The 25,112-nt window shown below is 71.2% G+C and carries 21 protein-coding genes; 13 read left to right on the forward strand and 8 right to left on the reverse strand.

Features of this window, described 5'->3' with window-relative positions; genetic code table 11:
- A partial coding sequence (locus tag ACIGW4_RS17215) for an ankyrin repeat domain-containing protein (RefSeq protein WP_399581314.1) occupies positions 1-200 on the reverse strand: 200 nt, incomplete at its 3' end.
- A gap of 331 nt (positions 201-531) precedes the next feature.
- On the opposite strand from ACIGW4_RS17215, the gene ACIGW4_RS17220 reads away from it, so the two are divergent.
- The 4 genes from ACIGW4_RS17220 to ACIGW4_RS17235 all read left to right on the forward strand — a co-directional run bounded on the left by ACIGW4_RS17220 (position 532) and on the right by ACIGW4_RS17235 (position 4,515).
- Complete coding sequence (locus ACIGW4_RS17220; RefSeq protein WP_093874257.1) at positions 532-711, forward strand: SPOR domain-containing protein; 180 nt, start codon at positions 532-534, stop codon at positions 709-711.
- Between the two features lie 40 nt (positions 712-751).
- Positions 752-1,237 carry a (deoxy)nucleoside triphosphate pyrophosphohydrolase gene (locus tag ACIGW4_RS17225; protein ID WP_398707283.1) on the forward strand — a complete coding sequence of 162 codons (486 nt, stop codon included), beginning with the start codon at positions 752-754 and terminating at the stop codon, positions 1,235-1,237.
- A 143-nt stretch (positions 1,238-1,380) separates the two neighbouring features.
- On the forward strand, positions 1,381-1,803 hold the full coding sequence (locus ACIGW4_RS17230; protein WP_399581318.1) for an ATP-binding protein: 423 nt from the start codon (positions 1,381-1,383) through the stop codon (positions 1,801-1,803).
- Between the two features lie 144 nt (positions 1,804-1,947).
- Complete coding sequence (locus ACIGW4_RS17235; protein WP_398707285.1) at positions 1,948-4,515, forward strand: SpoIIE family protein phosphatase; 2,568 nt, start codon at positions 1,948-1,950, stop codon at positions 4,513-4,515.
- A gap of 139 nt (positions 4,516-4,654) precedes the next feature.
- Here the strand turns inward: ACIGW4_RS17235 and ACIGW4_RS17240 are convergent, their stop codons facing one another.
- On the reverse strand, positions 4,655-5,365 hold the full coding sequence (locus tag ACIGW4_RS17240) for a PspA/IM30 family protein (RefSeq protein ID WP_399581320.1): 711 nt from the start codon (positions 5,363-5,365) through the stop codon (positions 4,655-4,657).
- A 29-nt stretch (positions 5,366-5,394) separates the two neighbouring features.
- On the reverse strand, positions 5,395-7,494 hold the full coding sequence (locus ACIGW4_RS17245) for a TPM domain-containing protein (protein WP_399581322.1): 2,100 nt from the start codon (positions 7,492-7,494) through the stop codon (positions 5,395-5,397).
- A 120-nt stretch (positions 7,495-7,614) separates the two neighbouring features.
- Here ACIGW4_RS17245 and ACIGW4_RS17250 point away from each other — a divergent pair, with 120 nt between their 5' ends.
- Positions 7,615-8,634 carry a hypothetical protein gene (locus ACIGW4_RS17250; RefSeq protein ID WP_399581325.1) on the forward strand — a complete coding sequence of 340 codons (1,020 nt, stop codon included), beginning with the start codon at positions 7,615-7,617 and terminating at the stop codon, positions 8,632-8,634.
- 91 nt (positions 8,635-8,725) lie between these two features.
- Complete coding sequence (locus ACIGW4_RS17255) at positions 8,726-9,487, forward strand: transglutaminase domain-containing protein (protein ID WP_359588843.1); 762 nt, start codon at positions 8,726-8,728, stop codon at positions 9,485-9,487.
- Here ACIGW4_RS17255 and ACIGW4_RS17260 read toward each other — a convergent pair.
- From ACIGW4_RS17260 to ACIGW4_RS17275, 4 genes are read right to left on the reverse strand one after another with little or no spacing between them, the layout of a single operon-like run.
- Entirely contained in the window at positions 9,484-10,260 is a 777-nt protein-coding gene (locus ACIGW4_RS17260) for a succinate dehydrogenase/fumarate reductase iron-sulfur subunit (RefSeq protein WP_359588841.1), read from the reverse strand. The genes ACIGW4_RS17255 and ACIGW4_RS17260 overlap by 4 nt on opposite strands.
- Positions 10,257-12,134 carry a fumarate reductase/succinate dehydrogenase flavoprotein subunit gene (locus ACIGW4_RS17265; RefSeq protein WP_399581629.1) on the reverse strand — a complete coding sequence of 626 codons (1,878 nt, stop codon included), beginning with the start codon at positions 12,132-12,134 and terminating at the stop codon, positions 10,257-10,259. Before ACIGW4_RS17265 ends, ACIGW4_RS17260 begins: the two co-directional genes overlap by 4 nt.
- A 10-nt stretch (positions 12,135-12,144) precedes the next feature.
- Positions 12,145-12,975 (reverse strand): hypothetical protein, encoded by an 831-nt coding sequence (locus ACIGW4_RS17270; RefSeq protein ID WP_123455238.1) that lies wholly within the window; start codon positions 12,973-12,975, stop codon positions 12,145-12,147.
- 16 nt (positions 12,976-12,991) lie between these two features.
- The gene (locus ACIGW4_RS17275; protein WP_123455239.1) at positions 12,992-13,219 is read right to left on the reverse strand and encodes a hypothetical protein; all 228 of its coding nucleotides are present in this window, start codon (positions 13,217-13,219) and stop codon (positions 12,992-12,994) included.
- 200 nt (positions 13,220-13,419) lie between these two features.
- Between ACIGW4_RS17275 and ACIGW4_RS17280 the strand changes: the two genes are divergently transcribed.
- Both ACIGW4_RS17280 and typA read left to right on the forward strand, forming a co-directional pair.
- Entirely contained in the window at positions 13,420-15,786 is a 2,367-nt protein-coding gene (locus tag ACIGW4_RS17280) for an ABC transporter family substrate-binding protein (RefSeq protein WP_399581328.1), read from the forward strand.
- Between the two features lie 281 nt (positions 15,787-16,067).
- Positions 16,068-17,969: a translational GTPase TypA gene (gene typA, locus ACIGW4_RS17285; protein ID WP_123455241.1), complete on the forward strand. Its 1,902-nt coding sequence runs from the start codon at positions 16,068-16,070 to the stop codon at positions 17,967-17,969.
- Between the two features lie 88 nt (positions 17,970-18,057).
- On the opposite strand, the gene ACIGW4_RS17290 is transcribed toward typA, so the two are convergent.
- Complete coding sequence (locus ACIGW4_RS17290; RefSeq protein ID WP_359588838.1) at positions 18,058-18,642, reverse strand: hypothetical protein; 585 nt, start codon at positions 18,640-18,642, stop codon at positions 18,058-18,060.
- A 534-nt stretch (positions 18,643-19,176) separates the two neighbouring features.
- Between ACIGW4_RS17290 and ACIGW4_RS17295 the strand changes: the two genes are divergently transcribed.
- From ACIGW4_RS17295 to ACIGW4_RS17315, 5 genes are all read left to right on the forward strand, one after another.
- Positions 19,177-20,823, forward strand: coding sequence for a peptide ABC transporter substrate-binding protein (locus tag ACIGW4_RS17295; protein WP_359588837.1), 1,647 nt, complete (start codon positions 19,177-19,179; stop codon positions 20,821-20,823).
- 182 nt (positions 20,824-21,005) lie between these two features.
- Positions 21,006-21,929 (forward strand): ABC transporter permease, encoded by a 924-nt coding sequence (locus ACIGW4_RS17300; RefSeq protein ID WP_260174481.1) that lies wholly within the window; start codon positions 21,006-21,008, stop codon positions 21,927-21,929.
- Positions 21,930-21,960: 31 nt separating this feature from the next.
- Positions 21,961-22,884, forward strand: coding sequence for an ABC transporter permease (locus ACIGW4_RS17305; protein ID WP_123455244.1), 924 nt, complete (start codon positions 21,961-21,963; stop codon positions 22,882-22,884).
- A 17-nt stretch (positions 22,885-22,901) separates the two neighbouring features.
- Entirely contained in the window at positions 22,902-23,957 is a 1,056-nt protein-coding gene (locus ACIGW4_RS17310) for an ABC transporter ATP-binding protein (RefSeq protein WP_123455245.1), read from the forward strand.
- Positions 23,950-25,068 (forward strand): ABC transporter ATP-binding protein, encoded by a 1,119-nt coding sequence (locus tag ACIGW4_RS17315; RefSeq protein WP_123455246.1) that lies wholly within the window; start codon positions 23,950-23,952, stop codon positions 25,066-25,068. The genes ACIGW4_RS17310 and ACIGW4_RS17315 overlap by 8 nt, the downstream gene beginning before the upstream one ends.
- Positions 25,069-25,112 lie beyond the last annotated feature (44 nt).

Consider the following 25,112-nt stretch of genomic DNA (forward strand, 5'->3'; position numbering starts at 1 on the left):
GCCGCCAGCAGCAACTCAGCCGCGGGCGCGCTCTGGGACTGCGCGGCGAAATGCAGCGGCGTCATGCCTGCCTTGTCTGCCAGGTCCGGATCCGCACCGCCCGCCAGCGCCTCCCGCAGGCCAGCAACGTCTCCCTGCACGGCGCAGTAATGCACCGCCGAGCGACCCATCAAGTCCAGCCCCTGACCCACATCCACCATGACGCCCATCCTCTCCGAGCTTGACGAAGGAGATAGGGGCACCCCCCCGTACCCGGCGCCGCCCTCGCGCCTGTGCGGAGGCGCCCGGCGCAGGCGCGACGCCCTCCGTCCCGATGCCGGGGACGGCCGTCCTGATGTCGGGGACGGCCGTCCCCGTCGTGGCGTCCGGGGTGCGGCCTTCGGCCTCGCTTCGTCGGTTCCCGGCCGATCCATGCCTCTTTGTGAAAACCCGTATCCGCTGTGTGAAGGTCAGGCGTAAGCTCCGGCATATGCGGATTGCGGTTTCCCGGAGATCCTCAGCGACACCCGGACCGGCGGAGGGAGAAGCCTGATGACCGACAGCGGCCCCGTCCTTCCCTGGCTCGTCATACGGCAGGACGACAACGGCAACCGCTACCGGGTGGGGCGGTACGCCACCAAGGACGAAGCCCAGAAGATCGCGGACAGTCTCGACGACCGCGGCCACAAGCAGCTCTACTGGGTCGAGCGCATCGGCAGCCCCGCCCTCTGACCCCGGCGGGCGCCGACCGGGCCGGGCTACGCTCGCGCCCATGACGGAACGCACCACCGAACCCGCCACGCCCCACGAGCAGCACCGCGACGCCGGCCCCGGCCAGGGAGCCGGCGTCGTGGTCGTCGTCGCGGGCGCCCTGTACGACCGGGGGCGGCTGCTCGCCGCGCGCCGCAGCGCCCCCGTCGAGCTCGCCGGCCGCTGGGAACTGCCCGGCGGCAAGCTCGAACCGGGCGAGAGCCCGGAAGAGGCCCTGGTCCGCGAACTCCGCGAGGAGCTCGGTGTCGAGGTCGAGCCGGGCGAACGGCTCCCCGGCGAGTGGCCGCTGAAGCCCGGATACGTCCTGCGGGTGTGGACCGCCCGGCTGCTCTCCGGTGAACCGCGCCCCCTGGAGGACCACGACGAGCTGCGCTGGCTCGCGCGGGCCGAGCTGGACTCGGTCGACTGGCTCGACCAGGACCGCCCCGCCGTCGCCGAGGCCGCGCGGAGACTGCCGGCGGCCCCCGTCGACGGAGCGCGCGACTGAGTCCCTACGCCGTTCGTGCCACCGTGCGCCTGCTGGCGCCCCCGGCGGGATATCCCGTCCCAAATAGCGGGTATGTCCAGAATGACCCCTTGGGAGGGGGTAGGGACCTTCCCGCTGACGCACGGCTGGGGAAGTGATCGGGTGTGATCGACACCGACGGCGACCGCGCGGAGTGGAACTTCCCGGCGGAGGCGAACGCCGTGCGTACGGCCCGCCACGCGGTGCGCGAGACCCTGCGTGCCTGGGAGCTCGACAAGACCCTCGGTGATCTGACCGTCCTGCTGGTCAGCGAGCTGGTGACCAACTCGCTGCGGTACGCCTCCGGCCCCATCGGCGTCCGGCTCGTCCGTCCCCACGACGGCGGCGCCGACCCGGCGCAGTCGCCGGCGCTCCTGGTGGAGGTCTCCGATCCGCTTCCGGATCCGCCGACCGAGCGGATCCCGGGGCCCGACGACGAGGGGGGCCGGGGCCTCGCGCTCGTTGCCTGTTCCGCTCGCCGCTGGGGAACCCGTAGAGGAAGGGCGGGCAAAACCGTATGGTTCGAGCTGGCTCTCCCTGGTGAGTAAACAGGGTGGGACAACGATCACCGGTACTCGACCAGGGATGAACGAGACCACCCTGTGATCGTGAACGTCGTGCCGTCGGGGCCTGCCGTATTGAATACTGCGGGCATGGCCGGTCCGGTGCGGTGAGCTGGAGGGGACGGTCGCGTGAGCGAGATACCTGAGACGGCGAGCGGCGTCGTGTGGCAGAGCAGCCCGCCCGGCTCCATCTATGACTACATCCGGGTGGCGTCCTTCTCGATCGGGCCCGACGGCCTCGTCGAGCAGTGGAGCCGGAGGGCCGTGGACCTCTTCGGGGTCACCGCGGAGGAGGCCAGGGGCAAGGACCCCGTCGAGGCCTTCATGCCCGCCGACCTGCGGGAGCGCGGCCACCGCCGGGTCAAGGAGATCCTCGACGGCAAGGAGTGGACGGGCCTCGTCCCCTTCCGCATGCCCGGCGAGGACCGGCCCCGGGGCATCGCCGAGATGTACGTCATGCCGAGCGAGACCCAGACCGGGGAACGGGCCGCGCTGTGCATCGTCGTCGACGTGCGCGCCCTGCGCCGCATCGAGACCGACCTCGCCGCCTCCCAGGCGATATTCGGCCAATCCCCCTTCGGCTTCCTCCTCTTCGGTACGGACCTCACCGTGAAGCGGGCCAACCGGCGCTTCGCCACCGTCTTCGGCGGCGAGGCCGACGACCACCGGGGCCGGACCGTCCACGACTACCTGGGCCGCGCCGAGGCCGACCGGATGACCGCCGCCCTCCGGAAGGTCCTGGAGACCGGCGAGTCCGTCACCGACTTCCAGATCGTCGGCGCCGCCCCCGGCGCCAGGGACCGCCGGCACTGGTCCATTAACCTCTACCGCGTGCACAGCGGCTCCGGCCGCCCGATCGGGGTCGCCGGACTCGGCATCGACGTCACCCGCCGGCACAACGCCGCCAGGGAGGCCGCCAGCGCCCGCCGCAACCTCGCCCTGCTCAACGAGGCCGGCTCCCGCATCGGCAACTCCCTCGACCTGGAGGCCACCGCCCGCGAGCTCCTCGACGTCGCCGTCCCCGGCTTCTGCGACTTCGCCTCCGTCGACCTCTACCAGGGCCTCCTCACCGGAGACGAGGCACCGCCCGGCCGCTGGGGGAACTCCCACGACGTCGGCTACGGCGCGGGCAGCGCCGAACTCCGCAGGGTCGCCTTCGCCAGCGCCGTCTCCGACACCCCCCTCAGGACCGACGAGGGACACGGGCAGGACGGCGGCTGTTGCGGACCCGTACCCATCGAGGTCGGCGCCGTCCACCGCTACCCCTTCAACTCGCCCTGTGCCGGAGCCCTGCGCACCGGACGCATCCGGACGGTCCCGGGCTCCGACGGGGACTTCGTCCAGTCCACCCTGGTCGTCCCGATGACCGCCCACGACACCGTCGTCGGCCTCGTCCAGTTCTCCCGCGCCAAGGGCAGCGAGCCCTTCGGGGAGCGCGACCGGGCCCTCGCCGTCGAACTCGCCGCCCGCGCCGCCGTCTGCATCGACAACGCGCGCCTCTACCGCCGCGAGCACGAGCGGGCCCTCATCCTCCAGCGCAGCCTGCTCCCGCCCGGCGACCCCGAGGCCGCGGGGCTCGACATCGCCTGCCGCTACCTCCCCGGCACCACCGCCACCGAGGTCGGCGGCGACTGGTTCGACGTCATCGAACTCCCCGGCCACCGCACCGCCCTCGTCATCGGCGACGTCATGGGCCGCGGCCTGCGCGCCGCCGTCGCCATGGGCGAGCTCCGCACCGCCGTCCGCACCCTCGCCCAGCTCGACCTGGAGCCCGCCGAAGTCCTCTCCCACCTCGACGAGATCGCCCGCGGTCTGGGCGCCCCCATCGGCGCCCAGCAGTCCCGCGCCCACAAGAACCGGGGACCCGAGCTCTCCGAGGTCTACCTGGCCACCTGCGTCTACGCCGTCTACGACCCGGTCACCCGCCGCTGCACCTTCGCCAACGCCGGGCACCTCCCGCCGGTCCTCGTCGAACCCGGCGAGGAGGCCATGCTCCTCGACGTACCCCCCGGCATGCCGCTCGGCGTCGGCGGGGAGCCCTTCGAGGAGGTCGAGGTCGAACTGCCCGAGGGCGCCCTCCTTGCCCTCTACACCGACGGACTCGTCGAGTCCCGCGAGCACCCCCTCGACGAGGGCCTCCAGGCCTTCCGGCGCGCCCTCACCGACCCGGCCCGCCCCCTGGAGGACGTCTGCGACCGGGTCCTCACCAGCCTGGACACCGGTCACGGCGAGGACGACATCGCCCTCCTCATGGCCAGGATCCAGGGGCTGCCCAGCGAGGCGGTCGGCGACTGGCGGCTGCCCAGGGAACCCCGTTCGGTCGGCCGGGCCCGCGAACTCGCCCGCGCCCAGCTCGCGGCCTGGGACCTCGAACCGCTCGTCGACACCGTCGAGCTCCTCGTCAGCGAACTCGTCACCAACGCCCTGCGCTACGGCGAGGGCGAGATCCGGCTGCGCCTGCTGCGCGACCGTACCCTCGTCTGCGAGGTCTGGGACTCCGGCCTGGTCCAGCCGCGCCGCCGCAGGGCCCGGGACACCGACGAGGGCGGCCGCGGCCTCCAGCTCGTCGGGCTGCTCTCCGCCTCCTGGGGCTCCCGCCGCACCCCGCGGGGCAAGACCGTCTGGTTCGAACTGGCCCTGCCGGACGGCGAGGGAGCGGCGGAGCCCACGGTGGAGCAGCTCCTCAGCATGTTCTGAGCGTTCTGAGACGTTCCCGCGTACGGGATCAGGCCTGAGCGGATACGGGATCAGGCTTGAGCGGATACGGGATCAGGCCCGAGCACGTCCGGGATCAGACTTGAGCGGATACGGGATCACGCCATGAGCGCGTACGGGATCAGGCCTTGAGCGCGGCCAGCCGGGCCTCGATCTCGGCACTGTCGCCGAGCGCGTCCAACTGCTCGAACTGGGCGTCCAGCGAGGAGGCGGCGAGCTCCTGCTCGCCCAGGACCCGGGCCTCCTCGCGGCGCACCTTGTCCTCGAAGCGGCTCAGCTCGCTCGTCGGGTCGAGCACGTCGACGCTCCGCACGGCGTCCGTCATGCGGCTCTGCGCCCGGGCCGACTTCGCGCGGGCGACCAGCTCGTCGCGCCTGGCCCCCAGCTCGCCGAGTCTGACCTTCATCCGGTCCAGGCCGGACTTGAGCTTCGCCACCACCTCGGTCTGCGCCGCGATCGTCGGCTCGGCGGTCTTCGCCTCCTTCTCCGACTGCAGCTGGCGGCCGAGGGCCACCTTCGCCAGGTTGTCGAAGCGGTCCGCCTCCGCCGTCTGCCCGCCGGCCCGCAGTTCGTCCGCCTTGCGGCTCGCGGCGAGCGCCTTGTCGCCCCACTCCTTCGCCGCGGCCACGTCCTCCTGGTGGTCCTGCTCCATCAGCCGGAGGTCGCCGATGGTCGCGGCCACCGCCTCCTCCGCCTCCGCGATGTTGTCCGCGTAGTCGCGGATCAGCTGGTCCAGCATCTTCTGCGGGTCCTCCGCCTGGTCGAGGAGGGCGTTGATGTTGGCCTTCGCCAGCTGGGTGACCCGGCCGAGAACGGTCTGCTTGCTGCCCATGGCGCTGCTCCTTGGGGATCCGGTGGAACTCAGAAACGGCCTCCGCCGCCCAGTCGGCCGCGCGTGCCGCTGCCGCCGAAGCTGCCGGGCCCGCCGCCGAAACCTCCGCCCCCGAAGCCCCCGCCGCTCCCGCCGCTCCCGCCACCCCTTCCCCTGCCGGACCCGCCGCCGAGCAGCCCGCCGAGGACGATGCCGCCGAGCACCGCGCCGCCGAGGCCGCCGCCACCGCTTCCGTCCACCCCCGTCGCACCGCCCAGGCCGTTCGGATTCCCGTACGTGCGGACGTCCTGCTCGGCGAGGTCCTGGGCGCGCCGGGCCAGATCGTCCGCCTGCTGCGCCTCCACGAGGGCCGTCTGCGGCTCGTCGGCGTCGGCGAGCGACCGCGCCTTCTCCCAGCGGCGCCGTGCCTCGGCCAGGCGCGTACGGGCCTCGCTGCCCACCGCGCCCCGGTGCGTGGTGATGTAGTCGGACGCCGCCCCGATCGCCGAACGGGCCGTCAGCATCACCTGGTCGAGGAGCACGCGCGCGCGTCGCGCCCCCGACTCCCGCTCCCGCGCGCCCTCCAGCGCCTCGTCGAGCGCCGCGTCGGCCTCCTCGACCCGCCGCAGGGCGTCGATCGGGTCGTACCGCCCGGCGTCCACCCCGCGCCGCACCTCGGCGGCCACCGTCTCGGCACGGGCGATCCGGCCCTGGAGGCCGGCCGTGGGCACCTCCTCGGCGGTCCCCTTCAACAGCCCGCGGGCCTCCGCGAGGTCCGCGTCCGTCTCCGCGAGCGCGCGCGTCAGCCTCCCCGCGGCCTCGTCCAGGTCCCGCGCCCGCCGGTCCACCGCCTCGATCAGCCGGGCCGCCTGGTCCACGGCGCCCTCGGCGGCCCGGATGTGCACGGCGGCCCCGCCGTTGTCACCGGCGTCGATCCGCTGGCGGGCCTGGTTGACGTGGGTCGTCGCGAACACGAGCCGGTCCTTCGCCTGCTCGACGCCGCCGGCGACGGGCGCGGCCGCCGTCCCGGCGTACCGCTCGCGCATCGCGGTCAGCGCCGCCTCGGCCGCCCCGATCCGCCCGGTCTGCTCGCGGAAGGCCGCCTCCACCGCGGCCAGCGCCTCGGGGGCCGTGCGCTCCAGGGCCCGGAGCCGGTCGAAGTCCTCCGTCTCGGCGTCGAGGCGCGCGTTCGCCTCGGCGCAGCGGCGGAGGATCTCGTCCAGCATGGCCCGGCGGGTCGGGTCGTCCTCGGGGAAGGAGTCGTCGAGCTTCTGCCGCAGCCGGAACGAGGCCGTCAGCTGCTCCTCGGCGAAGTCGACGGCCTCGGTGAAGGGGCGCACCGCCTCCTCGCCGAACTGGGCGGAGGCGAAGCCGAGTTCCTCCTGGCTGGTGCGGACGGCGTCGTCGGTGGCGACCAGCGTCCGGCGGGCCTCCCCGTCCAGCTCGTCCAGGGACGGCGGCGCGGGCGCCTTCGGAGGCCCCCAGCCCTGCCCGCCCTGCGGCGTGGTGCGGGTCTCGGCGCGCCGCCGCCGCTTGGCGTACGCGTAGGCCGCCACGGCTCCGGCGCCGCCGACGAGGACCACGGGCAGGACGAGGTCGGTCGCCGAGGTGCCGTCGTCGGTCGCGGCGCCGGGGTCGGCGGGGCCGGGCGTGAGCGTCGGAGCGGGGACGGGCCGGCCGGCGAGGACGGCGGCGTAGCCGTTCGCCGCGCCGACGGCGGCGCCGGCCCAGTCGTTCCGCCGCAGGGCCGGTTCGATCGCGGTCCGCGCGACCTCGTCGAGCTGGGCCTGGGTGAAGCGGGAGCCGGGGTCGGCCGAGTAGCCGTACCGCCGGTCGTGGGTGGCGACGGCGAGCAGGACGTCGTCGAGGCCGAGCGCGTTGCGCTCCGCGGTGGCGTCGGCCCAGTCCTGGCCCGAGCGGCCGGAGAAGTCCCGTACGTAGACGACGAAGAGCTGGACGCGCCGGGCGTCGTAGAGCCGGTCGAGGGCCTGGACCACGGAGGCGCGACGGTCGCCGAGGGCGCCGACCCGGTCGGTGATCTGCCCGTCCCGGGACAGGGTGACGGGGTCGTCGGCGTGGGCGGCGCCTACGGCGGGCACGAGGAGCCACCACGCCGCCACCAGCACCGCGACAAGGGCTCGGGTGGCCATTCGTGTCACAAGGGGGAGGTTATGTCCGTGTATGTCAGCTCGCGACCGGGGCGGCGTCCTCACTGTCAGTAGCCGCCGCTACGGTGGTTCCAGTGACGCGACGGCTCTCGGGGGGCTCGGATGGACGGACGGCTGAGGCGTGTGTGGAGGCGGGGGCGGTGGTTCGTCCTCGGTCTCGTCCTGCTGCTCGTGGTGCCCCCGCTCTTCGGGGCCCTGGCCCTGCGCGTCAGCTACACGGGCGACCTCGGGGAGGGCACGAGGACCCGCGGCAAGGACGCCTTCTGGATCGGGCACGCCTGGGTCGACGGACGGAAGAAGGACGCCGACCTCGCGGCCCTCGCCGCGCGGCTGAAGGACAGCGGGATCCGCGACCTGTACGTGCACGCCGGGCCCCTGGAGCACGACGGCACCCTGCGGGCGGCGAAGTACCCCCGCGCCGCCTGGCTGGTCGACGGGCTGCACCGCGCGATGCCCGGGATACGGGTGCAGGCCTGGCTGGGCGACGTCCTGGCCACCGAAGGGCCCGTGGGGCTGCGCCTGGAGGACGCCGGCGCGCGCCGCGCCGTGGTGGGCTCGGCCCGGCAGATCCTCGACGCGGGCTTCGACGGGGTCCACTTCGACCTGGAGCCGCTGCACTCCGACGACCGCCACTACCTCTCCCTCCTCGACGACCTCGGAAGACTGACCGGGTCCCGCAAGGTCCCGCTCTCGGTCGCCGCCCACCAGATCGACCCGCTGCCGGGCCTGCACTCGGTGAACGGCGCGCTCAGCGGGAGCGAGAAGTGGTGGTCGCAGGAGTTCTTCGGCGAGGTCGCCCGGCGCGTCGACCAGATCGCCGTCATGTCGTACGACACCTGGATGCCGCTGGAGAGCCTCTACGGCGGGTACGTCGCCCAGCAGACGGCCCTCGCCCTGGAGGCGACCCCCGAGACGACCGACCTGCTGATGGGCCTCCCCTTCTTCCACGAGGACGACCTCGGCCACCACGAGAACGCGGAGACGGTCGCCGCGGCCGTCAAGGGCGCGAGACTCGGCCTCGCCCGCACCGACCCCGGCCGCGAGCGGTTCGGCCTCGCCCTGTACGTCGACTTCGCGGCGCGGGAGGGGGACTGGGCGGCCTACCGCGCGGGCTGGCTCTGAGCGGGACCCCGCGTGCCGGGGCCGGGCCGGGCGGAGGAGGATGGTGCCGTGCGGCCCCGGGGGCGGGCCGCCGGGCGAGGGGGAGTACGCCATGACCAGCCGTCTGCTGATGCCGGTCCGCACCCGTGACGAGCGCACACCGGTGCGGGAGGTGCCCGGGTCCGCCCGGCCCACCCCGATCCTGGACCTGGAGCATCCGCTCGTGACCGCGCTCGTGGCCCGGGTGCTGCGGGAGGCCGAGGCGCGGGGAGCGGTCACCGACCGCGCCCGGCTCCAGGTGGCCCACGGCATCCTCGTCACCGCCGTGCGACCGGTGTACTCCGTGGAGGACCGGCGCCGGGTGTCGCGCACGCTGCGGCTCGGGCGCGGCTCGTGCAGCCAGCGGATGGCGGTCCTGGAGGCGGTGGCCCGGTCCCTCGGCGTGGAGACCCGGGTGCGCGGCCTGCTCGTGGACGGCACCTTCTGGTACCCGAGGTTCCCGAGGCTGCGCGCCTTCGTGCCCGAGGAGGTCCTCCTCGCCTGGCCGGAGTTCCGCCTCGACGACACCTGGGTGCCGATCGCCGAGCTGTTCACCGGTCTCGCGCCGGACGGGCACGGCGGCGGGTTCACCAACGCCGGGGCGGAGACGCTCTTCGAGGCCGTCGCCCGGACCACCGTCGACTGGGACGCGCCGGCCGCCTGCGCCGGCTCCGCCCCCTGCGACCTCTCCGCCCACCTCCGGACGGACCTCGGCCGCTTCTCCTCGCGCGACGAGCTCTTCGACCTCCACGGGCAGACCCTGTGCCGCCCCGCCCGCACCCTCGCCGAGCCGGTCCTCGGCCGCTGGAGCGCGGGCGCGGGCACGGCCGCCTAGGCCCCCGGTTTCCGCCGCCCGATCGTCTTCCCGAGCCAGACCAGCGGGTCGTACTTCCGGTCCACGACCCGCTCCTTCAGCGGGATCAGGGCGTTGTCGGTGATCCGGATGGACTCCGGGCAGACCTCGGTGCAGCACTTGGTGATGTTGCAGTAGCCGAGGCCGTGCTCCTCCTGCGCGGTGCGCCGCCGGTCGAGCCCGGCCTCCGCCGCCGCGTCCAGGGGGTGCATGTCGAGCTCCGCGACCCGCATGAGGAAGCGGGGCCCGGCGAAGGCCTCCTTGTTCTCCTCGTGGTCCCGCACCACATGACAGGTGTCCTGGCACAGGAAGCACTCGATGCACTTCCGGAACTCCTGCGAGCGCTCGACGTCCTCCTGCTTCATCCGGTACTCGCCGGGGCCGAGCCCGGCGGGCGGGACGAACGCCGGGACCTCCCGGGCCTTCGCGTAGTTGAAGGAGACGTCGGTGACCAGGTCGCGGACGACGGGGAAGGCCCGCATCGGGGTGACGGTGACCACCTCGTCCCGCGTGAAGACCGACATCCGGGTCATGCACATCAGCCGGGGCCGGCCGTTGATCTCGGCCGAGCACGACCCGCACTTGCCCGCCTTGCAGTTCCAGCGGACGGCCAGGTCGGGGGTCTGGGTGGCCTGGAGCCGGTGCACGATGTCGAGGACCACCTCGCCGTCGTGCACCTCGACGGTGTAGTCGGTGAGTTCCCCGCCGTCGGCGTCGCCGCGCCAGATCCGGAAGCGGGCCTGATACGTGCTCATGCGTCCAGCTCCTCCTCCGCCAGGTACTTCGCCAGCTCCTCCTTCTCGAAGAGGGCCAGCAGATCGGGCCGGATGGGCTCGGTGCGCACCCGCTCCAGCTCGATCCCGCCCCCTCCGGAAGCCCGGCAGAGCAGGTTCACCGGGCGCCAGGACCGCTCCATCACGGGCCGGTCCTCGCGGGTGTGCCCGCCCCGGGACTCGGTGCGCTCCAGGGCGGCCCGGGCGACGCACTCGCCGACCAGCAGCATGTTCCGCAGGTCGAGGGCGAGGTGCCAGCCGGGGTTGAACTGCCGGTGCCCCTCGACCGCGATCCGCCCGGCCCGCTCCCGCAGCGCGGCGATCCGCTCCAGGGCCTCGGCCATCTCGCCCTCCCGCCGGATGATCCCGACGAGGTCGTTCATCGTCTGCTGGAGCTCCTGGTGGAGCGTGTACGGGTTCTCGGAGGGCCCGTCGCGGAACGGGGCCAGCGCCTCCGCCCGCGCGGCGGCCACGTCGTCCTCGACGACTCCGCCGCCGGCCCCCGACATCGCGTACTCCGCCGCGTGCAGCCCGGCCCGGCGGCCGAAGACCAGCAGGTCGGAGAGGGAGTTCCCGCCGAGCCGGTTGGAGCCGTGCATCCCGCCCGCGACCTCGCCGGCCGCGAAGAGCCCGGGCACCCCGGGGGCGGCGGCCGTCTCGGAGTCGACGGCGACGCCGCCCATCACGTAGTGGCAGGTCGGCCCGACCTCCATCGCCTCGGCCGTGATGTCGACGTCCGCCAGCTCCTTGAACTGGTGGTACATCGAGGGCAGCCGGCGCCGGATCGTCTCCGCCGGCATCCGGGTCGACACGTCCAGGAAGACCCCGCCGTGCGGGGAGCCCCGGCCCGCCTTCACCTCGGCGTTGATGGCCCGCGCCACCTCGTCGCGCGGCAGCAGCTCGGGCGGGCGCCGGTTGTGGTCGGGGTCGTCGTACCAGCGGTCGCCCTCCTCCTCCGACTCGGCGTACTTCTCCTTGAAGACGTCGGGGACGTAGTCGAACATGAAGCGCCGGCCCTCGGAGTTCCGCAGCACCCCGCCGTCGCCGCGCACGGACTCGGTGACCAGGATCCCCTTCACCGACGGCGGCCAGACCATGCCGGTCGGATGGAACTGCACGAACTCCATGTTCACCAGGGGCGCCCCCGCGAGCAGGGCCAGCGCGTGGCCGTCGCCCGTGTACTCCCAGGAGTTCGAGGTCACCTTGAAGGACTTGCCGATGCCGCCGGTCGCGAGGACGACCGCGGGCGCCTCCAGGACGAGGAAGCGCCCGCTCTCCCGCTCGTAGCAGAAGACCCCGGCGACGTTGCCCGAGCCGTCCTTGAGGATCCGGGTGACGGTGAACTCCTGGAAGACCTTCAGGCGCGCCTCGTGGTCACCGGTCTCCCGGTGGTCCTCCTGCTGGAGTGCGACCACCTTCTGCTGGAGGGTCCGCAGCAGTTCGAGACCGGTGCGGTCGCCGACGTGCGCGAGCCGGGGGTACTCGTGGCCGCCGAAGTTGCGCTGCGAGATCCGGCCGTCCGGGGTCCGGTCGAAGAGCGCGCCCCAGGTCTCCAGCTCCCAGACCCGCTCGGGGGCCTCCTGGGCGTGCAGCTCGGCCATCCGCCACTGGTTGAGGAACTTCCCGCCGCGCATGGTGTCCCGGAAGTGCGTCTTCCAGTCGTCGTGCTCGTTGGCGTTCGCCATGGAGGCGGCGATGCCGCCCTCGGCCATCACCGTGTGCGCCTTGCCGAAGAGGGACTTGCAGATGACGGCGGTGCGCGCGCCGGCCCGGCGCGCCTCGATCGCGGCCCGCAGTCCGGCGCCGCCCGCGCCGACCACGACCACGTCCCACCGCTGCCGTTCCACGGAGCTCACAGGACTCATGTCAGAAGAACCTCGGGTCGTCGAAGGCGCCAGTGGCGAGCAGGTACACGTACAGGTCGCAGACGGCGACGCTGATCAGCGACGCCCAGGCGAGTTGCATGTGACGCCGGTTCAGGCGCCCCACCCAGGTCCACAGCCGGTAGCGGACGGGGTGCTTCGAGAAGTGCTTCAGACGGCCGCCGACGATGTGCCGGCAGGAGTGGCAGGAGAGGGTGTACGCCCAGATGAGGACGATGTTGACGAGGAAGACCAGCGTTCCGAGCCCGGCGTGGCCCCATGCGTAGTCGGTGTCCCGGAAGGTCAGCGCGGTGTCGTACGTGAGGATTCCGGCCACCGGCAGCGCCGCGTAGAAGAAGTACCGGTGGAGGTTCTGCAGGAGCAGCGGGAAGCGGGTCTCGCCGGTGTACGCGCGGTGGGGTTCGGCGACCGCGCAGGCCGGGGGAGCCGCCCAGAACCCCCGGTAGTACGCCTTGCGGTAGTAGTAGCAGGTCAGCCGGAAGCCCAGCGGGAAGACGAGGATCAGCAGGGCGGGGGAGAGCCCCCACCAGCTGCCGAAGACCTCCCAGTTCGGCCCGCCGCGCATGGGGACGCAGTTCTCCGCGAGGCAGGGCGAGTAGAACGGGGAGACGTAGGGGGCGGAGTAGTAGTCGGCGTTCGCGAACGCCCGCCACGTCGAGTACGCGACGAAGGCGAGCAGGCCGACCGCGGTGGCGGCGGGGGAGAGCCACCAGCGGTCGGTGCGCAGATGGCGGGCCGCGATGGCGGCGCGCCCCGGGGAGCGCACCCCCGTCGCGGCTCCGTGGCTCCTCGGGGGTTCCGTACCTGTGGCCAACAGGGCCTCCTCGGCTCTACGGCGCGTGGCGGTCGCGTGCTCCCAGGCCCTCGTCGTCGACGTCGGTCCACTGCCCGGCGTCGTACGGGGCGTCGGGGATGGTCACCATGCTCGCGGCGCGGCCGGAGGCGGGCGCGGGAGGCGCGGTCTGCCCCGTCCCGACGCGGCGTTCCAGCTCTTCGACCGTGTGTTCCAGGTCCTGCAGGCGGCGCCTGACGGCCGCCAGATCGTCCTGAACGGACATGGTTGCCCTCACCTTCGTGAGTGTCGCGCGTCACATCCCGCTTGGGAAGCCGTGTGCGCGGGTGGTTGGGCCGCACGAGTGGGGTTTGCCGGTCGGACCGCCGTGTCGCCGTGGCCGAATCCGGTCCGTCCTTTTCAGTGTATGAGCAATAGGTCTGATCATCTCCAAATGGAATAAATCTGGACGAAGGGGTACAAGTCATGTCCCAGATCGGCGCCCCACGCGGGAGGACATGCTCCAGGAGCCCCCGCTCCCGCACGCTCCGCTCCGTCGCGACCCTGACCAGCGCGGTCCTCGCCGTCACCGTCCTCGCCGGCTGCAGCTCCGGCGACGAGGCCGACGAGGCGCCCGTCGCGGCCCAGGACAACGCGCCCGCGGCACGCGACCGGGTCGCCGACGGCGGCACCCTCCGCTGGGCCGTCGACGCCCTGCCCACCACGCTCAACGCCTTCCAGGCCGACGCCGACGGCACCACCTCGCGCATCGCCGGAGCCGTGCTCCCCTCCCTCTACACGCTCGACGAGCGCGGCCGCCCGCGGATCGACCCCGACTACCTGGAGTCCGCGCAGGTCATCGAGACCGAGCCCAAGCAGGTCGTCCTCTACAAGCTCAACCAGCAGGCGGTGTGGAGCGACGGCCGCGAGATCGGCGCCCCGGACTTCGTGGCCCAGTGGCGCGCGCTGAGCGGCCGCGACACCGCGTACTGGACCGCCCGCAACTCCGGCTACGAGCGGATCGAGAAGATCGAGCGGGGCAAGAACGACCTGGAGGTGCGGGTCACCTTCGCCAAGCCCTACGCCGACTGGCAGTCCCTCTTCACGCCCCTCTACCCCAAGCAGGTGATGGGCTCCCCGAACTCCTTCAACGACGGGGCGCGCACCACCCTCAAGGCCACCGCAGGACCGTTCCTGCTCAAGGGGATCGACCGGAAGAGCGGCGACGTCACCCTCACCCGCAACCCCCGCTGGTGGGGGCAGCAGTCCAAGCTCGACACCCTCGTCCTCAAGGCCGTCCCCCGCGCCGAACGGGCCGACGCGCTCGCCGCGGGCAGCCTCGACCTGGCCGAGATCGACCGGTCCACCGCCGATCGGATCGCCCTCGCCCTCCGGGACGCCCGCGCCGGCCGGAACGGCGCCCAGGCCGCCCTCGCCCACGGCCCCGGCGCCGCGATCACCCCCGCCAAGGCCCTGCGGTCCTGGGCCCTCGCCCACGGCTCCGACGACGAGAAGGCGGCGGAGGTCAAGGCCGCCCGCAAGAAGAACCAGGAGGCGGTCGACCGGTACGCGCGCGCCCAGGACGCCCTGGCGAAGTACGTGGTCCGCAAGTCCCTGGAGCCCGCCTACACCCAGCTCTCGCTCAACGGCGAGTCCGGCCCGCTGGCCGACGAGCGGGTCCGGCGCGCGGTGGCCCGCGCCATCAACCGCCAGGAACTGGCCGAATCCGTACTGAAGCCCCTCGGCCTCCCCGCCAAGCCCCCCGGCAGCCACCTCGCCCTCGCGGGCCAGGCGGCGTACGCGGACAGCAGCGACGCGCTCGGCGAGCAGGACACCAAGGAGGCCCAGGCGCTCCTCGCCGACGCCGGCTGGGTCCCGGGCGGCGCGCTCCGGAAGCCCGCCGGCACCAAGGCGGGCAGCGAGTCGGAGAAGGAGGAGTCCGGGAAGAAGGAGAAGAAGGAGGCCGGGAAGAAGGACGAGGGCTCCACCGACGCCAAGAAGAGGAACGACGACGCCGCCTCCGACGAGGGCCTCTACATCGTCGGCGACGACAAGCCCGGCGACCGCCCCGCCGCCCCCGCCGTCGGCGCGAACGGCCCCGGGAACGGCACCCCCGCCCCGACCGCCGACGCCGCCCACCGGAGCGCCGCGCTCCTCGCCCGCGCCGAGGCCCTCGACACCGGGACCGGCGCCGGCGCGCGCGCCGCCGGGCCGGACCACGGGATGGCCGGCGCCTACGCCCCGCGCGGCACCGCCGCCCCCGTGACCGTCCCCGACGCCGCCAAGGCCCTCGGCAAGGACGGCAAGGCCCTCAGCCTCCGCTTCGTCCTGCCGTCCGGGCCCGGCTCCGAGGCGCTGCGGGCGGTCGGGGACCGCATCGTCCGGATGCTCGACGCGGTCGGGATCCGCACCGAGGTCGTCAAGGTCTCCGACGAGAGCTTCTTCAAGGACCACGTGGCCTCGGGCGACTACGACCTGGCCCTCTACTCCTGGCCGGCCTCCGCCTTCCCGGCGACCGACGCCCGCCCGATCTTCGCCAAGCCCGAGCCGGCCTCGGACGGCTCGCTCCTCGTCGAGCAGAACTACTCCCGGGTCGGCACCGACCGCATCGACCAGCTGTTCGACCAGGCGGCGGGGACGCTCGACGAGGAGGAGGCCCGCGAGCTGGTGCGCCAGGCCGACGCCCGGATCTGGGCCGCGGCCGGATCCATCCCCCTCTACCAGCGCCCGCAGCTCGTCGCCGCCAGGGCCGATCTCGTGAACGCCGGTGCCTGGGGCCTCGCCACCCCCCGCTACCAGGACATCGGCTTCAAGAAGCCCGCGTCCTCCGGCGGCGCCGAACGAAACCGCTGAAACCTCCGAAACCGCTGGTCACAATCTCAGAAGCTGCTCAAGTTCCTTGCCCGCCGGTGATCCCGGCGGGCAGGATCGCGTCGACCCCTTGACCCGGTCGCACCACCCCCGCACGACCCCCCACACCCTTGAAAACCCTCAGGACTACCACTCGGATCTTGGCCGGGGAAGCCCCTTGCACGGCAGCCCCGTACCATAGGACATAGCCGTGGCGCGTCCGCCCGGCGGGCGTACGAGGAACTGACGCCGCATCCCACGATCCGAGAGAAGCGCAAGCACCCATGCCCACGCGCCACGACATCCGTAACGTCGCCATCGTCGCCCACGTCGACCATGGCAAGACGACCATCGTCGACGCCATGCTCAAGCAGGCCGGTGCCTTCGCCGCCCACCAGCAGCTCGACGACCGCATGATGGACTCGAACGACCTGGAGCGTGAGAAGGGCATCACGATCCTCGCCAAGAACACGGCGGTGAAGTACCACCCCAAGGACGGCGGGGCCCCGATCACGATCAACATCATCGACACCCCCGGCCACGCCGACTTCGGTGGCGAGGTCGAGCGCGGTCTGTCGATGGTCGACGCCGTCGTCCTCCTGGTGGACGCCTCCGAGGGTCCGCTCCCGCAGACCCGCTTCGTGCTGCGCAAGGCCCTCCAGCAGCGCAAGCCCGTCATCCTCTGCATCAACAAGACGGACCGCCCGGACTCCCGGATCGACGAGGTCGTCAACGAGACCTACGACCTCTTCCTCGACCTGGACGCGGACGAGGACCAGATCGAGTTCCCGATCGTCTACGCCTGCGGCCGCGACGGCATCGCCTCGCTGACCAAGCCGGCGGACGGCACGGTCCCGCAGGACTCCGACAACCTGGAGCCCTTCTTCTCCACCATCCTGGAGCACGTCCCGGCCCCGTCGTACGACGAGGAGGCGCCGCTCCAGGCCCACGTCACCAACCTCGACGCCGACAACTTCCTCGGCCGCATCGCGCTGCTCCGCGTCGAGCAGGGCGAGCTGCGCAAGGGCCAGACGGTCGCGTGGATCAAGCGGGACGGCACGATCTCCAACGTCCGCATCACCGAGCTGATGATGACCGAGGCGCTCACCCGCAAGCCGGCCGAGGTCGCCGGCCCCGGTGACATCTGCGCCGTCGCCGGCATCCCGGACATCATGATCGGCGAGACCCTGGCCGACCCGGAGAACCCGATCGCGCTGCCGCTGATCACGGTCGACCAGCCCGCCATCTCCATGGTCATCGGCACCAACACCTCGCCGCTCGTCGGCCGTGGCGGCACCGGCAAGGGCGCGGACGCCAAGGCCGCGGTCAAGGACCGCAAGGTCACCGCCCGCCAGGTGAAGGACCGCCTGGACCGCGAGCTCGTCGGCAACGTCTCGCTCCGCGTCCTCGACACCGAGCGTCCCGACGCCTGGGAGGTCCAGGGCCGTGGTGAGCTCGCGCTCGCCATCCTGGTCGAGCAGATGCGCCGCGAGGGCTTCGAGCTCACCATCGGCAAGCCGCAGGTCGTCACCAAGGAGGTCGACGGCAAGATCCACGAGCCCGTCGAGCGCCTCACGGTCGACGTCCCCGAGGAGCACATGGGCGCGGTCACGCAGCTCATGGGCGTCCGCAAGGGCCGCATGGACAACATGTCGAACCACGGCTCCGGCTGGGTCCGCATGGAGTTCGTCGTTCCGTCCCGTGGCCTCATCGGCTTCCGTACGGAGTTCCTCACCAACACCCGCGGCACGGGCATCGCCCACTCGATCCACGAGGGCCACGAGCCGTGGTTCGGCCCGCTGCAGACCCGTAACAACGGCTCCCTGGTCGCCGACCGCGCCGGTGCGGTCACCGCCTTCGCGATGACCAACCTCCAGGAGCGCGGCGTCCTCTTCGTGGACCCGGGCACCGAGGTCTACGAGGGCATGATCGTCGGTGAGAACTCCCGCTCCGACGACATGGACGTGAACATCACCAAGGAGAAGAAGCTCACCAACATGCGCTCCTCCTCCGCCGACTCCTTCGAGGCGATCGTCCCGCCGCGCAAGCTCTCGCTGGAGCAGTCGCTGGAGTTCTGCCGCGACGACGAGTGCGTCGAGGTCACCCCGGAGGCCGTGCGCATCCGCAAGGTCGTCCTGGACCAGAAGGAGCGCGGTCGTACCGCCTCCCGCGCCAAGAACGGCTGAGCCTGCCGAACGCACCGCACGCCCGACCGGGGTCTCCCGGCCGGGCGTGCGGCGTTGTGGACGGTGCGCGTCCCCGGGGTCGGCCGGGTCAGCAGTACCGCTTGGCGTACGAGGCGAGGCTGCCGGCCGGGACGGAGGTGCCGCAGCGCAGACCGCCCTCGGTGGTGACGGTGAAGCTGACGGCCTTGCCGTAGTTGCCGGTGTTCACCCAGCGGGTGCCGCGGTCGCAGCGGAACTGGGTGTAGTAGCCCTGGGTCTTGGTCGTGCCCGCGTACAGGACGTACTTGCCGCGCTGGGTCAGACGGTGGGTGATGGACTCGGTCCGGGTGTTGGTCCGCGAGCCCTCGGCCTTGAGCTCCAGGCCCACCTTCCCGCCGAGGCTGACGAGGGCGACGTTGCCGCTGACCTCGGCGCCCGCGGTGGCGGTGACGGAGGCCGTGAGGGTGGTGACGACCTGCGCGCTGACGGTCTTGGTGATCGTGCCGCCGGTGTAGTGCTCGATGGCCCTGCGGTGAGTGATGGTCGGGGTCTTGCTCACCGTGGACCAGGTGTACTTCACGGACCCCGGGTTGCACATCATCTCCGCGGCCTGGGCGTTGCCGGCGGGCAGCAGCGCCAGAGTGGCCGCCGAGAGGCAGGTGGTCATGAGTCCCGCCGTGATCTTGTTGCGCATGGGTTCCCCTCCGTGGTGCCACATGGTCGGTGTGGCGAACGTGACCCGCGGTCAACGGGTCGACCGGGAGTCTTGCCGAGCCCGGCTGCGGGGGAGAAGGGATTTGAGTAACTTCTGAGCATGGCGGGGGAGTTGAGGGGGAGGCTCCGCTTCCCGGGGCCGTCCGGGCTGGCTGTACCGCGGATCCGGCCGAGTCAAGCTCTTATCTCTGCGAGATGTCCGATTTCCGGACGTCGCTCTCCGGAGTGTGCGTTAACGGTCCGTTTCGGGGGTGTCTGTCTGGGATCGCTTTGTCCGGATTTCGGTCGCGGCGGCCCTCTTGATGTTGTCAAAACGAGACCACTTAACTGTGGTTTACAGCTCGTACGTACTTAATAGTTGGCTCCATTGAGCTCGGGTCAATGGGTCACGCACTGTGGGGAGTGTCGACTCACGAGCACACTCGGGGTACGTGAGTCATCGCCGGCAGGGGTGCCGGTGAACCTCTTGAAGTGCCCCTCTTGTAGTGACAAGTGGACTCATGAGGAGGAACCCATGCGCGGTGCCAAGAGCGCCAAGTGGGTAGTGGGCGCGATCGTCGTCGCCCTGGCAGCGACCGCCTGTGGCGGGGGCAACGACAACAAGGGCAGCGATGCCAAGGGCGGCGGCGTGTTCCGCATGGGCATCACCGAGCCCACCGCCATCGACCCGGTGAACGCCCAGGAGTCCGAGGGCATGGTCATCGCCCGCGCCCTGTTCACCCAGCTCTACGACGTCTCCGTCGACGGCAAGCTCATCCCGAAGCTCGCCGAGTCCGGCACGTCCACGGACGGCAAGACCTGGATCTTCAAGATCAAGGCCGGCACCAAGTTCACCAACGGTGAGGTCGTCGACGCCGAGGCGTTCATCCGCGGCTGGACCCGTGTCGCCGCCAAGGCCTCCGCCTCCGACGTCTCGTACCACATGGCCGGCATCAAGGGCTACGACGCCCTGAAGGGCGGCAAGTCCGACAAGTTCGCCGGTCTGTCGGCCCCGGACGCCAACACCCTCAAGGTCGAGCTGGACAAGGCCGACTTCGAGTTCGACAAGAAGACCGCCCACGCGGCCTTCAGCCCGGTCCCGAAGGTCGCCGGCGCCGGTGACAACAAGAAGTTCAACGACGCCCCGATCGGCAACGGCGCCTTCAAGATGAAGGGCAGCTGGAACCACAACCAGTCGATCAGCCTCGTCCGCAACGACGACTACGGCCTGGAGAAGGCCAAGCTGGACGGCGTCGAGTTCAAGATCCTGAACCCGGCCAACGGTTCCCAGCTGGAGTACACCGGCTTCCAGTCGGGCGAGTTCGACTACGCCCGTATGCCCACGCCGCAGCTGCCGGTGGCCAAGGCCAAGTTCGAGCCGCAGGGCGAGTGGTACTCGGCCGACTTCTCCGGCATCAACTACCTGGTCGTCTTCAACCAGAACGCGCCGTTCAACAACCCGGACGCGCGCAAGGCGATCTCCTACGCGATCGACCGCGAGGCCATCGCCAAGTCCGTCTTCCAGGGCATGCAGAAGCCGGCCACGGCCTTCCTGCCGCCGTCCTTCTCCGCCGAGTACCAGGCGGGCGTCTGCTCCACCTGTGTCAAGCAGGACAAGGCCAAGGCCAAGGAGTTCGCGGCCAAGGGCGGCCTGAAGCCGGGCACCGTCGTCAACTTCGGCTACAACACCGGTGCGGGCCACGAGGAGTGGGTCCAGGCCGTCGCGCAGCAGCTGAAGGACGTCCTGGGCGTCGAGGTCAAGCTGGACGGCAAGCCGTTCAAGGAGGCCCTGGCCACCCAGCAGGAGAAGAAGACCTCCGGTCTGTGGCGTTCGGCGTGGACCGCCGACTACCCGACCGCGGACAACTTCCTCGCCCCGCTGCTGAGCACCGCGGGCATCGGTGAGGACCCGGCGACCGGCAAGGCGCAGGGCGACAACCGCAGCCGCTACTCGAACCCGAAGTTCGACGAGCTGCTCGACCAGGCCCGCCAGGAGAAGGACGCCGCCAAGCGCGCCGAGCTCTACAAGCAGGCCGAGAAGCTGGCGATCGACACCGACCAGGCCGTCGTCCCGCTGTGGCAGCGCACGCAGTACCGCCTGGTGAACACCAAGAAGTTCGACGGCATCAAGATGGACTTCTTCGAGGACCCGACCCTCGCGGAGATCTCGCTCAAGAAGTAAGAGCCTCCTCTTGGCAGGTAGGCGAAGGCCGTGGGGGCGGAGTCACTTCTTCTCCCCCCACGGCCTTCGCCGAGTCCCGGGCGCGCCCCTGTCTTCGTTTTCTCCGGCGCCCGGATGCGGCCGCTCTCCCGATCGGATGACGCGGCCGCCCACCCCCACGCTCAGTATGTGAAGGAGGCATCGTGGGCAGATATGTGATCCGCCGACTCGGGCAGATGATCGTCGTCCTCTTCGGTGCGACCATCGTTCTCTTCGCTACCCTGTTCATCCTGCCCGGCGACCCTGTGGGTTCCCTCGGTGGCGACAAGGCCCGCGACCCGGCCGTGGTGGCAGAGCTCAGAGAGCGCTACGGCCTGAACGACCCGCTCCCGGTCCAGTACGGGAACTTCGTCAAGAACCTGGCACAGGGCGACCTCGGTGAGGACTTCACCCAGCGCCGTCCGGTGACGGAGATCCTCCAGCCGAAGCTGGCGAACACCGCCAAGCTCGCCATCGCCGCCATCCTCATCGACATCGTGATCGGTGTGCTGGCCGGCCTGATCGCGGCGCTGTTCCGCTACTCGTTCTGGGACGTGTTGATCACACTGCTCACCACGTTCGCGGTCGGCTTCCCGTCGTTCGTCATCGGCATGGTGCTGCAGAAGTTCTTCGTCGTGGACCTGGGCCTGTTCCCGCTGATCTCCGACGGCACGCTCAACTCCATGATCCTGCCCGCCTTCACGCTGGCCATCCTCGACGCGGCCCTGGTCGCCAGGCTCATGCGCGGCACCATGCTCGAAGTGCTGCGGGCCGACTACGTCAAGACGGCGGTCGCCAAGGGGCTGCCCCGCCGGACCGTGCTCCTCAAGCACGTCATGCGCAACTCGATCATCCCTGTGGTCACGTACCTGGGTATCTCCTTCGGCACGCTCCTGGGCGGCGCCCTGATCACCGAGGCGATCTTCAACTGGGACGGCATCGGCCTCGCCCTTGTCCAGGCGGTCCAGCAGCAGAACAACCCGATCATCATCGGCGTGGTGACCTTCGGCGTCGCCGTGTTCGTGCTGCTCAACCTGATCGTCGACCTGTTGTACGCGGTTCTCGACCCGCGTATCCGTCTCGCCTGATCCCAGGCAGCCCCTTCTAGGAGTCACACCCATGACCGAGCTCACCAAGAGCGACGCGGGGGCGGGGACCGCTCAAACGGCGGCCGTGCCTGCCGAGGCCGAGCCCGCGATCAAGCGGATCACGCAGTGGGGCGAGATCCGCCACCGCTTCATGGCCAACAGGCTGGCGGTCGTCGGCCTGATCATCGTCGGCCTGCTCCTCTTCGCGGCCGCGTTCGCGCCGCTGCTCGCTCCGTACGACCCGCTCCACCAGGACCTCGCGAACACGCTCGCCGCCCCGGGCGGGGACCACCTGCTGGGCACCGACGCGCTCGGGCGCGACCAGCTGTCCCGCATCATCTTCGGCGCCCGCATCGCCGTCATCATCGGTCTCGCCTCGATCTTCCTGGCGTGCCTGATCGGTGTCGTCATCGGCGCCCTGGCCGGTTACTTCGGCAAGGCCATCGACTCGGTGCTGATGCGCGTCGCCGACGTGTTCTTCGCCTTCCCGCTGCTGATCGGTGCCATCGTCATCATCATCGTGATGGGCCGAGGCGTCGCCCCGGTGGTCATCTCGCTGGCGGTCTTCTCCTGGCCGACGGTCTCCCGGCTGCTGCGCAGCTCGATCCTGTCGGTCCGTGAGGCGGACTACGTGCTGGCGGCCCGTGCCCTCGGCGCCGGCACCACCCGGATCATCGTCCGGCACATCATCCCCAACTCGATCGCCGCCGTCATGGCCTACGCCGCCTTCAGCGTCGGCAGCGCGATCGTGGCCGAGGCCGCCCTGTCCTTCCTGGGCGTCGGCGTCAGCCCGGAGGTCGCCGAGTGGGGCAACATGCTCTCCGCCGGCCGCGACTTCCTCGGGGTCAAGGACTACCTGTGGGTCTACCCGTCCATCGCGATCGTCCTGACGGTCCTTGGTTTCGTTTTCGTCGGTGACGGGCTGCGCGACGCCCTTGACCCGAAGCTGCGCTGAGAGGGCGGCACCACACCATGACTACTTCCCACGTCACCGCCGACGTGCCCGCACAGCGCGGCGCGGACGACGAGACGCCCGTGCTCGAAGTGCGTGACCTGCACGTCGAGTTCAAGACCCGCGAAGGCATCGTCAAGGCGGTCAACGGCGTCAACTACAGCGTCAAGGCCGGCGAGACCCTCGCCGTCCTCGGCGAGTCCGGCTCCGGCAAGTCCGTGACCGCCCAGGCGATCATGGGCATCCTCGACTCGCCCCCCGGGCGGGTCGCCAAGGGCGAGATCCTCTTCAAGGGGCAGGACATCCTCCAGCTCCCGGAGGCCGAGCGGCGCAAGCTGCGCGGCCCCAAGATGGCGATGATCTTCCAGGACGCGCTCTCCGCGCTGAACCCGGTCTTCTCCGTCGGCAACCAGCTCGGCGAGATGTTCCGCGTCCACCAGGGCATGTCCAAGAAGGACGCCAAGGCCAAGGCCATCGAGCTGATGGACCGGGTGAAGATCCCGGCCGCCAAGAGCAGGGTCGGCGACTACCCGCACCAGTTCTCCGGCGGTATGCGCCAGCGCATCATGATCGCGATGGCGCTGGCCCTGGAGCCGGACCTGATCATCGCGGACGAGCCCACCACCGCCCTCGACGTGACCGTCCAGGCGCAGGTCATGGACCTGCTGGCGGAGCTTCAGGCCGAGTACCACATGGGCCTGATCCTGATCACCCACGACCTCGGCGTGGTCGCCGACGTCGCGGACAAGATCGCGGTCATGTACGCGGGCCGGATCGTCGAGCAGGCCCCGGTCCACGAGCTGTACAAGCGCCCGGCGCACCCGTACACCCGCGGTCTGCTGGACTCGATCCCGCGCCTGGACCAGAAGGGCCAGGAGCTCTACGCGATCAAGGGTCTGCCGCCCAACCTGCTGAAGCCGCCGACGGGCTGCGCCTTCAGCCCGCGCTGCCCCAAGGCGCAGGACATCTGCCGTACCGAGCTGCCGCCCCTCGTGCCGGTGAGCGAGCAGGACGGCACCGAGCTGGTCGGCCGTGTCAGCGCCTGCCATTTCTGGAAGGAGCAGATCCATGGCTGAGCCCATCAAGAAGGACGAGGCCGCCGTGGACGGCGCCGGGGACGTGGCCGCGGTCGAGGCCGCCATCGACCGGAAGGTCGACAAGGGGGAGCCGATCCTCCAGGTCCGCAACCTGGTCAAGCACTTCCCGCTGACCCAGGGCATCCTCTTCAAGAAGCAGGTCGGCGCGGTCAAGGCCGTCGACGGCGTCTCCTTCGACCTGCACCAGGGCGAGACCCTGGGCATCGTCGGCGAGTCCGGCTGTGGCAAGTCCACCGTCGCCAAGCTGCTGATGCTGCTGGAGACCGCCACCGCGGGCGAGGTCTTCTACAAGGGCCAGGACATCACCAAGCTGTCCGGGCGCGCGCTGAAGGCCGTCCGCCGCAACATCCAGATGGTCTTCCAGGACCCGTACACCTCGCTGAACCCGCGCATGACGGTCGGCGACATCATCGGCGAGCCCTTCGACATCCACCCCGAGGTGGCCCCGAAGGGCGACCGGCGCCGCAAGGTGCAGGAGCTGCTCGACGTCGTCGGCCTGAACCCGGAGTACATCAACCGGTACCCGCACCAGTTCTCCGGCGGTCAGCGCCAGCGCATCGGCATCGCCCGCGGCCTCGCGCTCAACCCGGAGATCATCATCTGCGACGAGCCGGTCTCGGCCCTGGACGTCTCCGTCCAGGCGCAGGTCATCAACCTGATGGGGAAGCTGCAGGACGAGTTCAACCTCTCCTACATCTTCATCGCGCACGACCTGTCGATCGTCCGGCACATCTCCGACCGCGTCGGCGTCATGTACCTCGGCAAGATGGCCGAGATCGGTACGGACGAGCAGATCTACGAGCACCCGACGCACCCGTACACCCAGGCGCTGCTCTCCGCGGTGCCGGTGCCGGACCCGGCGGCCCGCGAGAACCGCGAGCGGATCATCCTCACCGGTGACGTCCCCTCGCCGGCCAACCCGCCGTCGGGCTGCAGCTTCCGCACCCGCTGCTGGAAGGCGCAGGAGAAGTGCTCGCAGGAGGCCCCGATCCTCGCGGTCCCGGAGCGCTTCAAGGGCCAGGACACCCCGGCCGCCCACTTCTCGGCGTGCCACTTCGCCGAGGAGAAGCAGATCGTCCCGGTGCACTGACGCACCGGCACGCCGTCTGATCCGCACCGGAGTCCGAAAGGCCC

Origin of the sequence: Streptomyces sp. NPDC053513 (assembly GCF_044544765.1) — a bacterium.
GTDB lineage: Bacteria > Actinomycetota > Actinomycetes > Streptomycetales > Streptomycetaceae > Streptomyces > Streptomyces litmocidini.